The organism is Clostridium sp. MT-14, assembly GCF_042436595.1.
Lineage (GTDB): Bacteria > Bacillota > Clostridia > Clostridiales > Clostridiaceae > Clostridium_B > Clostridium_B aromativorans.
The window spans coordinates 219,690-231,135 of sequence record NZ_JBHMIY010000002.1; the positions used below are offsets into that span (position 1 = coordinate 219,690).

Genomic DNA, 11,446 nt, shown 5'->3' on the forward strand with positions numbered 1-11,446 from the left:
ATTATTTTTAAACTTAAAGGGGGTTAAAAAATTGAACAATATAAATCTAGACAAAGTAACAAAAATATTATCAGAGGTTAGAAATAAAATACCTCTTGTCCACTGTATTACCAACTATGTTACCATAAATGACTGTGCAAATATTCTCCTATCTTATGGTGCCTCCCCTGCTATGTGTGAGGCCTATGATGAGGTTTTTGATTTTGTCAAATTATCATCTGCCCTGTACATAAATTTAGGAACTCTTAATAAAGAGCAGGAACAAGCCGCAGTTTTAGCCAGCACTTCTGCAAAAATCCATGATATCCCCGTAGTATTAGATCCTGTAGCCTGTGCCGCCGTGCCAAAAAAAATTCAAGTTATAAACAGAATACTCCAGGTTGGAAAAATTGATGTCATAAAGGGAAACATAGGAGAGATTAAATTTTTGGCAGGACAATCCTCCAATGTAAAAGGTGTAGATTCCTTTGATACTGGAGAAGGTGCCTTAGAATGCTGCATAGCTTTATCTCAAAAATACAAGTGCACAGTTGCTGCCACCGGTAAAAAGGATTTCATAACAGATGGTAAAAGAAGTGCTGTAATTGAAAACGGCACAGAAATGTTTACTAAAGTTACTGGATCCGGTTGTATGCTGGGTGCCCTTTGCGGAGCTGCCTGTGGAGCATCTGAAGATAAATTCACAGCTACTGTAAATGCCATACTCTCAATGAATATAGCTGGAGAAGAAGCCTTTAAAGCAGCAAATACACCTGGAAGCTTTAGAATTAAGCTCATAGACTGCATATATCAGTTAAGTGAAGAAAATTTAAAAGAAGGTGCCAAAATAGTATGGAAATAGATTATAGTCTATATTTGGTTACAGACAGAAGTTTTTTAAAAAATATTGATCTATCCAAAGCTGTAGAAGATGCAATTTCAGGCGGCGTCACTTTGGTTCAGCTAAGAGAAAAAAACATTTCCACAAGGGAATTTTACAAATTAGCACTGAAGATTAAGGAAGTTACTGATTATTACAAAGTTCCTTTCATAATAAATGACAGACTGGATATAGCTCAAGCTGTAGATGCAGATGGTGTACATCTTGGTCAAAGCGACATGCCCTTAGTCGCAGCCAGAAAGATATTGGGCAGGGATAAAATAATAGGAATATCTGCAGGTACTGTGGAAGAAGCTGTAGATGCACAAAAAAATAGTGCAGATTACATTGGAATAGGAGCTATATTTTTCACTGGAACTAAAAAGGATATAGATACGCCAATAGGTATAGAAGGTCTACGTAAAATATACAATAGTATAAGCATACCTGCTGTTGCCATAGGTGGAATTAATGAGCAGAATTTCAAAGATGTATTATCTACTGGAGTGGATGGCATCTCCGTAATTTCTGCTATCTTAGGAAAGAATGATATAAAGGCTGCTGCAAAAGCTCTACTTAAATAGTATTTATTAAAAGTTATCAAATGCTGATTGAATTGTAGTTTGACTACAATTCAATCAGCATTTTTTCACACTTAACAGCTCTATATACTTTTAATTTATCAGTTTACAAATTTACCACGGTAAATTATAATATTTATTGTAATTGATTTATATAAAAGGGAGGCAATTAAAATGAAAAAAAAATTAAGTATTTTAGCAATCATGGTATTTATTGTGACATCAATATTTTCAGGATGTGGACAATCTCAAAAAACAGATACATCCTGGGATGACATAAAATCAAAGGGTAAATTTGTAGTTGGCCTAGACGACAGTTTCCCCCCAATGGGATTTAGGGATTCAAAAGGTCAAATCGTAGGGTTTGACATAGACATGGCCAAAGCCGCTGCAAAGAAAATGGGGGTAAATGTAGTCTTTAAGCCTGTAGAATGGGATGGTATTATTCTCAGTCTAAACAACAAGGACATAGATGTTATATGGAACGGTCTAACCATAACAGAAGACAGGAAAAAGCAGATATCTTTTTCAAAAGTATATCTTCAAAACAAACAGATAATTGTAGTGAGAAACAACTCAAATATAAAGACTAAGAAAGATTTATCAGGTAAAACCGTAGGACTTCAACTTGGGAGCAGCAGTGAAACTGCATTGAAGTCGGATACCGCCACTTCAAAATCCTTAAAAGAAGTGAGAAAATATTCAAATAATACAGAAGCTCTACTGGATTTAAACCAGGGACGTATTGATGCTGTTGTGGTAGATGAGGTTGTCGGGAGATATTATTTACAGAAAAAACCCGGATTATATAAAATACTTGATGACAATTTTGGGAAAGAAGATTATGGTGTTGGTATTAGAAAAAGCGATGCAGCTTTTAAAGATAAGTTAAATGAAGCACTGGATTCTATGAAGAAAGATGGAACTGCAGATAAGATATCCCAAAAGTGGTTCAGTAAAGATATAATAGCAAAATAAAAAGTTAGGATGTGATTTAATTGGATAATCTTATGGACATTACAGGATTTATATTAAAGGGAAGTCTAATAACTGGAGAATTATTTCTTATAACTGCTGTATTTTCCATACCTTTAGGATGTATAGTAGCAATAGGTAAAATATCTAAAATTAAGCCACTAAAAACTATATTAAGTTTGTACACCTGGGCTTTTAGAGGAACTCCTCTACTTTTACAGCTATTTTTTGCCTATTTTGGTCTTCCTGTAATTGGCATAAGACTATCTCCTCTAGCTGCTGCCGGACTTGCTTTTACTATAAATTATGCTGCATACTTAGCAGAGATATTCAGAGCTGGTATTGAATCCATAGACAAGGGTCAGTATGAAGCTTCCAGGGTCTTGGGAATGAGTTATTACCAAACTATGACAAAGATAATAATTCCACAGGCTACCAGAAATGTACTTCCTCCTGTTTGCAATGAAAGTATAAATCTAATAAAAGATTCTGCATTAGTTGCAACTATTGGAGTTGGGGATCTTTTAAGAGCAGCAAAGGAAGTAGTGACCCGTGATTTTACCATTACTCCCTTTATAATAGCTGCTGTAATATATCTAGTTATAACTTCAGTTTTGGTAATTGCCTTCAGGCACCTGGAAAAAAAATATTCAATCGATTAATTAATTGTAATGAGAACCACACCTTTATCTACTACTAACATGGTGTGGTTTATCTTTTTTTTCATGTTCATCCTCATTTTCCAGGCACTCCCTTAAGCACTCTTCTATTATATCAGTTGTTACTTTAAATTCATTATTTTCCTTCATCCATACCCCTTCCATTGAGAATACTGATTCATCAAAACAAAAATCCAGTTTTTTTATATCTTATATTGAATATAATATTATAAATTCTAAAAAGAGTTACTATAATTTTTTTCAGTTATCTGGGCTATTTTAATTATAATCTGTACTACTTTTTCCATGGAAAAAGCCGGTATATATTCAAATTTGCCGTGGAAATTATGTCCTCCTGTACATATATTAGGGGTTGGAAGTCCCATGAAAGAAAGTCTTGCTCCATCGGTACCCCCTCTAATTGGTACAACTTTAGGTTCTACATCAACTTCCTTCATGGCCTTAAAAGCTATGTCAACTATATATTTCACAGGCTCAATTTTTTCTTTCATATTCTTATACTGTTCTTCTATTTTAACATCTATAACCTCTCTGCCATATTCTTCGTTTATTTTTTTTACACATCTTTCTATAAAACTTTTTCTGCCATTAAATTTATTCTGATCAAAATCTCTTATAATATAATTAAGTTTAGTTTCATCTACATTTCCTTTCATTGAAACTAGATGATAAAATCCATCATATCCTTCCGTAGATGCCGGAATTTCATCTTTAGGAAGCATATTTATAAATTCACTAGCTATGAGCATTGAATTTATCATTTTCCCTTTTGCTTCACCAGGGTGTACATTTCTTCCAGAAACTGTTATCTTTGCAGAAGCTGCATTAAAATTCTCAAATTCCAGTTCTCCAAGGGCTCCACCGTCCACTGTATATGCAAATTTAGCATTGAATTTTTTTACATCAAAATGATCTGGTCCTCTCCCTATCTCTTCATCTGGTGTAAATCCTACTCTTATATCTCCATGTTTTATTTCTGGATGTTCCGCTAAATACTCCATTGCAGCCATTATCTCTGCAATACCAGCTTTGTCATCTGCACCTAATAAAGTTGTTCCATCCGTAGTTATAATTTTCTTACCCTTATAATTCTTTATCTCCGGAAAATCTTCGGTACTTAAAATTATATTCTCCTTTTTATTTAAAATTATATTCTCGCCATTATAATTTTCTAATATATGGGGATTTACATTTCTTCCTGAAGTTTCAGGACTGGTATCCATATGGGATATAAAACCGATTGTTGGAACTTTTTTATTTGTGTTGCCAGGTAACGTAGCCATAACATAACCTTTTTCATCCAGGGATATATTCTTCATATTGAGCCTTGACAATTCTTCTGAAAGCTGCTCTGCCAACTTCAACTGCTTTAAAGTACTCGGCACAGTGCTGGATTCCTCATCAGAGCTAGTATCAAACTTTACATATCTCAATAATTTATCTACAGCATTTTCCATACAAATTCCTCCAATAAAATAAAATATCTGAACATAAAAAGTACTTTATAATTATATTATTATTTAAATTTCTAATATATTATCGTTATAAAATAGATATAAATATTTATTTTTAACCTTTTTACCCGTAAGTTTTTCCAATGCTCGTGCATAATAATAAATTTGAATTTTATATTTCTCTCTCATATTCTCTAAGCTTTCTACATAATCTGTCTTGTAATCCAAGAGCACTAATTCATCTTTCTCCTGAAAATAGCAATCTATTACGCCCTGTACCAGCACTTTCTCATTATCATAAATTTTTGAAGGCAGTTCTTTATATATTTCACTGCTGCCTACTTCCATGTAAAAGGGAACTTCTCTATACAAATTTTCTGCTTTTTTCATTCTTTCACCAATAGAAGAATTAAAAAATTTTAATATTTTTTGTATTGATATGGATTTTGCCTCTTCTTCAGTTATAAATTCTTCCAGCACCAATTTGCGTATCTGCTCTTCTATTTCCGAATAGGAATTGACTTTTTTAATATCAATATGCTGCATTGCCAAATGCATAACCGTTCCTTTTTCCGCTGCAGTAAGACCTCTACTCCCTTTTAAAAAGAGTGGTTTTTTTAAATATACGGGTTCTATAAATTCCACACTATCTTCTCTATCTATAAGATTGAATCTTCTCTTCAATTCCGATACTGAAAATTTGGCAGGTATTTCAGAAGCCTTTTCATATTTATATTTCCAGTTTAGTCTTTTATTGACCTCTTTTGCACATGTCTTCTTACAAGAAATTTTATCTAAATTTTTGATCCATTCCGTTATATCATCTCCACGGACTTCTCCAGTAGATATGCCTTTTATAAAACTATCCATACCCTTAATATACATTTTCCATATGGATTCGTCCTCTTTAACTATCCAATTTGAATTATTTTGGGAACCTGCAATATCCCTGATAGGTTTTCCAAAAGGATGTCTTGCAATTGCTGGTCCTATCCAATCTAAAAAGTTTTTAGCATTCATAAGAGCATATTCTGAAATTTTAGATTTACTATAAGAAGCATACTCACACCACTTTTTAGCTGTTTTTTCAATGTCCCTCACCATTCCTGTTATTATAAGCTTCTCTTTTGCCCTGGTAAAAGCTACATATAATATTCTCATCTCTTCAGAAAGAGTCTCAATTTTTAATTTTCTCTTCAATACCTGCTTCATAATCGTAGGATAGGATATATGTCTTTCAATATCTATACAATCTGGCCCAAACCCTAATTTATCATGGAACAACAAACTTCTATTTATATCTATTAAATTAAAATTTTTCCCTGCTCCCGACAATATTACTATGGGAAATTCTAAACCTTTACTCTTGTGTATGCTCATTATCCTGACCACATCTTCATTTTCCCCGAGAACTTTTGCACTTCCCAGATCTCCACTGCTGCTTTTAAGTTTATTTATAAAATTTATAAAATTAAAAAGCCCCTTATAGCTGCTTTTCTCATACTGCTTTGCCCTTTCAAACAGCATCCTCAGATTTGCTTGCCTCTGAACTCCTCCAGACATAGCCCCTACAAAACCATAGTATCCCGTCTCTGTATAAAGATGCCATATAAATTCATCTATGGGCATATATATAACTTTTCTCCTCCAGTTTTCAAGCCTCTTCAAGAACTTTACAACTTTACATTTCAATACATCATCTATGCCCTCCAGAGAATATTTTGAGTTTGTGCTTTCCTCTGCCACTGCTTTGAGTACCTCATAAAAGGGTGCTTCCCTGTTTACCATTCTCAAATCCATAAGTTCTTCTGGCAAAAATGTTTCTATAGGTGATCTAAGTACTGCTATCAGCGGTATATCCTGTATTGGATTGTCTATTATTTCAAGAAGTGACACTACAGTTTTTATTTCAACGGTATCAAAATAACCTGTCGAAGTATCTGCAAATACAGGTATCCCAAAATCATTCAACTGTTCCACAAAAGTTGATGCCCAATTTCGAGTTGCACGCATCAATATTACTATATCCCTGTACATAACATTTCTATAGCAATCCATTTTACTGTCATATACTTTAAAACGCCCCTCAACTGATTTTGGGTTCACCAATTCATTTATTTTCCCCGCCACCATACGGGCTTCCACTTGAATGTTATCCAACATTTCCTCATTATCCAGCTCCAATCCTGACTCAGCTTCCTTTTTGTCAGCCATATAGATTTCTATGGCTCCCCCAGATTTCCCACTGCAATCTTTATATTGAGCTGAACTTATCAGGCATTCGTCATCATTATAATCAAGCTCCCCTACTTCCCTGCACATTATTTGCTTGAATAAATAGTTCACACCATCTATTATCTCTTTCCTGCTTCTAAAATTTTCAGATAATTTTATTTTTCTATTTCTACTTCCCTTTCTTTCAGAATAGGCATCATATTTTTGTAGAAATAACTCCGGTTTTGATTGTCTAAATCTATATATACTCTGTTTTACATCCCCTACCATAAATAAATTTGCATCTTGATCTTTTCTGCTTATCATATTTATTATAACTTCTTGAACTTCATTACTATCTTGGTATTCATCTATAAATATTTCCTGAAAATATTTTCTATATTCCAGGGCAACCTGCGAAGGTATTTTATGTCCCATATCATCCATATCTGTCAATATATCAAGACAAAAATGCTCAATATCACTAAAGTCCAGCACTCCTCTCTCCCTTTTTTTATCATAATATCTGCTGCTGAAATCCATCACAAGAGTTACTAGACAGTTAATTCTAGGATACACCTTCTTCATATCTTTAACTAGATTATCTGAATTTAAAAATATGCTTTCCCTTATATCATTTAACTTTTTCTTCACTTCATCTTTTATATCTCTAACACTCTTTTTTATACTTTCTATATCATCTCCTGTTTTTTTACCAGGAAGCTTATGAAATTTCAATTCCATAAACTCCTTCTTCATTTCATTCCATGAATTAGTTTGAAGTATTTTATCTATACTTTTAATATCATCTTCAAAAGGACATATATAATGTTCCAGACCTATAGTGCTTTTAATTATCTCCAGGGCATTTTCCATTTTATCTCTATAGCCGCCGACTTCTACATTCAAATTATGTATTAACATCTTAGCCCACAGAGTATCTTCGAAATTAAAATCTTCCCCCACATTGAAATCTTCTGCAGCTTCCTCTAACCATTTTTTAGGCCAGGGATTACTTCTTGAAAATTCATACAGAGATATAATCATATTTTGAAGCCTTATGTCATTTTTGTCCCTGAAGCTATCCACCAGCTTTAAAAATTCACTTTCTGCATCCTGATATTTTTCCTCCAGAATTTCTTGAAGTGCATCTTGTTTCAAGAGTATGGCCTCAGTATTGTCACACACTCTAAAACCTGGATCTAAATCTATTAAATGAAAATTGCTCTTTATAATTTTAAGACAAAAAGAATGAATAGTCATTATATTGGATTGATTCAACAAGGCCAGTTGCTTTTGAAGATTCTTAGAATTGCAGTTCATCTCCAATAACCTTGAAAGTGCTTCTCCTATTCTCTCTTTCATTTCGGAAGCTGCTGCGTTTGTAAATGTAACAACCAACAACCTATCTATATCTACATCTTCATCAGTGTTAGTTATCTTCTGTATTATTCTTTCCACCAACACTGCCGTTTTACCTGTTCCAGCTCCTGCTGCTACTAACAAATTGCATTTTTGTGTAAAAATAGCTTCACGTTGAGCTTCAGTCCACTTTTTACTCATAGGTATCATTCCTCTTTATCAAATACTGTATTAAAATCAATAGACTACCTTATTCTTTCCAGAATTCTTTGCCTTATATAAATTCATATCTGCTTTTCTTATGACATTCTCGACATTCTCGATATTTTCATCTTTATTATCAGATATACTTATTCCTATAGAAACTGTGACAAAGCATAATTTTCCATTATATTCTACAGGTTCTCTTTCTATAGATTTCCTTATACTGCTCATCCTATTATATACATCTAACATTTCTTTAATATCATACATATATATTATGATTTCTTCTCCCCCATATCTGGCTACCATATCTTCTTTTCTCAGGTTATCTTTTATAATACTACTCACCCTTTTAAGAACCATATCACCACATTGATGTCCAAAAGTATCATTACAGTTCTTAAAATTATCTATATCCACCATTATGATGGCAAAACCCCTTCCACAATTTTTTATTTTCTCCTGTATAGCAGAGAAAAAATAGTTTCTATTAAATAAATTCGTGAGAAAATCTCTCTGAGAATTTTCCTTTATTTTATTGTAGAGTCTATTATTTTCTATACATATGGCAATTTGATTGCTAAGAGCAGATAATAACTTTATACTGCCCTGATTTAAATAATTGTATATATTATGTTCTACTAAAATAGCTCCCAAAAGTTCTTCTTTCAAGTATATAGGCATAAATAGAGAAGAATGTACCTGAATATCGCTGCCCATGCACATATTGTCCACAGAATTAGCTAAACATGGAGTTAATTTGGACAACTTATGTTCATTATATTCTCTTATTTTAAAATGATGATCCGTATTGTACAAATTAGTACATTTTAACTTTAATTTTCTATTCTCAAGAAGATATACACTAGAATAATTCACCCCTAAAATCCCTATCATTATATCATTTATCTTAGAAATTATCTCATCGCTGCCAAGGCATTTATTTATATATTGACTTATCTCTATTATTGAAGATAACATATCCAGTTTTTTATCCAATTCCCTAATCTCTTTATTCTGCTTTTGTATGGTTTCTTCCGCTAATTTTTGATAGCTTTCATAGTCACTTTTAAGTTGATTATATCTCTCCAATAATGATATAAACATAAATCTCTCCTCTATTACAATCTATTTAACTTAAATATGAGCAAAAACTGATTTGAACCCAAAAATTGTTTATTATATATACAATTTCATTAAATTATCGCTTTTTACAATAATACCAGTAAAAGTATATATTATTAGTAAAATTTTTCCTTTAAAATATAAAAATACATTGCCCATAAATAAATATAAAAACATACAACAAGCTTATATCTAGCTATTTCTATTTCATATTATACTACTCATTAAAGGTATATCATAGCATTTTCATATAATACTTATCGCGAATTTATACCGTTATTTTACAAAATTTAGCTATGGTTTTATGTTCAATATTCATTATTGTTTAATTTTTTACAATATATAAACAAAATTTACCAAATTATTGTTGAAGATAATCTGGTAAATTTTTATATTGAAATTTTATTTTAAAAACTTTCTCACTTCAGATTCCATTTGCCCCATTTCACATACAGTATTATGTATAATTTCACGTTTATTCAATTTCTCTATAGGCTTAGGGATTTTAAGATCAGCTGCCTTACTCATTACCTCTATAAGTTCAAAATCATCTACCTTATTATATTTGTCATCCAAAGCACCCATTACAGATCTGGTAAACTTAAAGGGACTCGCAGTAGAAACTATTACGGTCTTAGTATTATCATGAGTCTCCAGTAAATATTTTTTATATACAGAATAGGCAACTGAAGTATGAGTATCCATAAGGTATCTATATTTGTCAAACACCTCTTTTATGGATTGCCTTGTTTCTTCATCAGTGGCAAAACCGCCATAAAATATATTCATTCTGCTCTTCATGTGTTCGCTAATTTTATATCTCCCAAATTCATTTAAGTCATTCATAAGCTCCTTCACAGTAAAAGCATTTCTGCCGCTTATATCATATATAAATCTTTCTAAATTACTGGATATCAATATATCCATTGAAGGAGATATAGTAACTAAAAACTCTCTTCTAGCATCGTAAATTCCACTATTTAAAAAATCACTCAGCACTTTATTTTCATTGGAAGAACATAAAAGTCTATTTATAGGCAAGCCCATTTTTGTAGAGTAATAAGCTGCAAGTATATCTCCGAAATTTCCTGTTGGAACTGCAAAATTTATTTTTTCTCCGAACTCTATTTCCTTTCTCCGCAGAAGTTCCATATAGCTGTAAAAATAATATACCATCTGTGGTATCAGTCTTCCAATATTTATGGAATTAGCCGAAGAAAACATATATGATCTTTTATTCAGTTCCTCTTTTAATTCAGCGTCATTAAAAATCTTTTTAACTTCTCTTTGAGCATCATCAAAATTCCCCTTTATGCCAAGGACCTTTACATTCTTTCCTACTTGTGTGATCATCTGTTTCTTCTGTATATTACTTACCCCTTCTTCTGGGAAAAATACCATGACTTTTGTTCCATCTACATCTGAAAAGCCCTCCAATGCTGCTTTCCCTGTATCGCCGGAAGTTGCAGTAAGTATAACTATATCTTTATGCAAATTCTGCTTTTTAGCTGCAGTTTTCATTAAGTAAGGGAGAAGGCATAATGCTATATCTTTAAAAGCCAGTGTCGGTCCATGAAATAATTCTAAATAAAATACATCTCCCTCTTTGTTTAAAGGAGTTATAATATCTTTTTCAAATTTATGATCATAAGCCATGTCTATACATTCTTTCAATTCTTTTTCATCAAAATCTGTAAAGAATTTTTTGTTTATGTACAATGATAACTGTTTAAAAGTCATTTGTTCACAATTTTTTAATTCTTCTTTACTAATAAATGGAATACAGTTAGGTACAAGCAATCCTCCGTCTTCAGCTATGCCTTTTAATATAGCCTCAGATGCAGTTAAATTCTCATTTAAACCCCTCGTGCTATTATAATAAATTTCCTCCAAATTGTATCACTCCTTTTAAATTGTATTTATTTAGTCGGTTGCAGAATGCTGCAACCATTGATTTTACTAACTTTTTTAACTCTTTAATTATATATTTCA

General features: G+C 32.2%; 9 protein-coding genes. 4 read left to right on the forward strand and 5 right to left on the reverse strand.

Features of this window, described 5'->3' with window-relative positions:
• Window positions 1-31 precede the first annotated feature (31 nt).
• The 4 genes from thiM to ACFHWD_RS02970 all read left to right on the forward strand — a co-directional run bounded on the left by thiM (window position 32) and on the right by ACFHWD_RS02970 (window position 3,077).
• Window positions 32-841: a hydroxyethylthiazole kinase gene (gene thiM, locus ACFHWD_RS02955; protein ID WP_150357173.1), complete on the forward strand. Its 810-nt coding sequence runs from the start codon at window positions 32-34 to the stop codon at window positions 839-841.
• On the forward strand, window positions 832-1,443 hold the full coding sequence (gene thiE / locus ACFHWD_RS02960; protein WP_378060203.1) for a thiamine phosphate synthase: 612 nt from the start codon (window positions 832-834) through the stop codon (window positions 1,441-1,443). Before thiM ends, thiE begins: the two co-directional genes overlap by 10 nt.
• A 171-nt stretch (window positions 1,444-1,614) precedes the next feature.
• Window positions 1,615-2,418 (forward strand): amino acid ABC transporter substrate-binding protein, encoded by an 804-nt coding sequence (locus ACFHWD_RS02965; protein ID WP_150357175.1) that lies wholly within the window; start codon window positions 1,615-1,617, stop codon window positions 2,416-2,418.
• Window positions 2,419-2,438: 20 nt separating this feature from the next.
• Window positions 2,439-3,077: an amino acid ABC transporter permease gene (locus ACFHWD_RS02970; protein ID WP_150357176.1), complete on the forward strand. Its 639-nt coding sequence runs from the start codon at window positions 2,439-2,441 to the stop codon at window positions 3,075-3,077.
• Between the two features lie 24 nt (window positions 3,078-3,101).
• Here ACFHWD_RS02970 and ACFHWD_RS02975 read toward each other — a convergent pair whose 3' ends face one another.
• The 5 genes from ACFHWD_RS02975 to thrC form a co-directional block, all read right to left on the reverse strand.
• The gene (locus ACFHWD_RS02975; RefSeq protein WP_268253824.1) at window positions 3,102-3,224 is read right to left on the reverse strand and encodes a hypothetical protein; all 123 of its coding nucleotides are present in this window, start codon (window positions 3,222-3,224) and stop codon (window positions 3,102-3,104) included.
• 86 nt (window positions 3,225-3,310) lie between these two features.
• Window positions 3,311-4,552: a peptidase T gene (pepT, locus tag ACFHWD_RS02980; protein ID WP_150357177.1), complete on the reverse strand. Its 1,242-nt coding sequence runs from the start codon at window positions 4,550-4,552 to the stop codon at window positions 3,311-3,313.
• Window positions 4,553-4,615: 63 nt separating this feature from the next.
• On the reverse strand, window positions 4,616-8,326 hold the full coding sequence (addA, locus tag ACFHWD_RS02985) for a helicase-exonuclease AddAB subunit AddA (RefSeq protein ID WP_378060207.1): 3,711 nt from the start codon (window positions 8,324-8,326) through the stop codon (window positions 4,616-4,618).
• 36 nt (window positions 8,327-8,362) lie between these two features.
• Window positions 8,363-9,436: a sensor domain-containing diguanylate cyclase gene (locus ACFHWD_RS02990; RefSeq protein ID WP_150357928.1), complete on the reverse strand. Its 1,074-nt coding sequence runs from the start codon at window positions 9,434-9,436 to the stop codon at window positions 8,363-8,365.
• Window positions 9,437-9,856: 420 nt separating this feature from the next.
• Complete coding sequence (gene thrC / locus ACFHWD_RS02995; RefSeq protein WP_150357927.1) at window positions 9,857-11,347, reverse strand: threonine synthase; 1,491 nt, start codon at window positions 11,345-11,347, stop codon at window positions 9,857-9,859.
• Window positions 11,348-11,446: the final 99 nt, after the last annotated feature.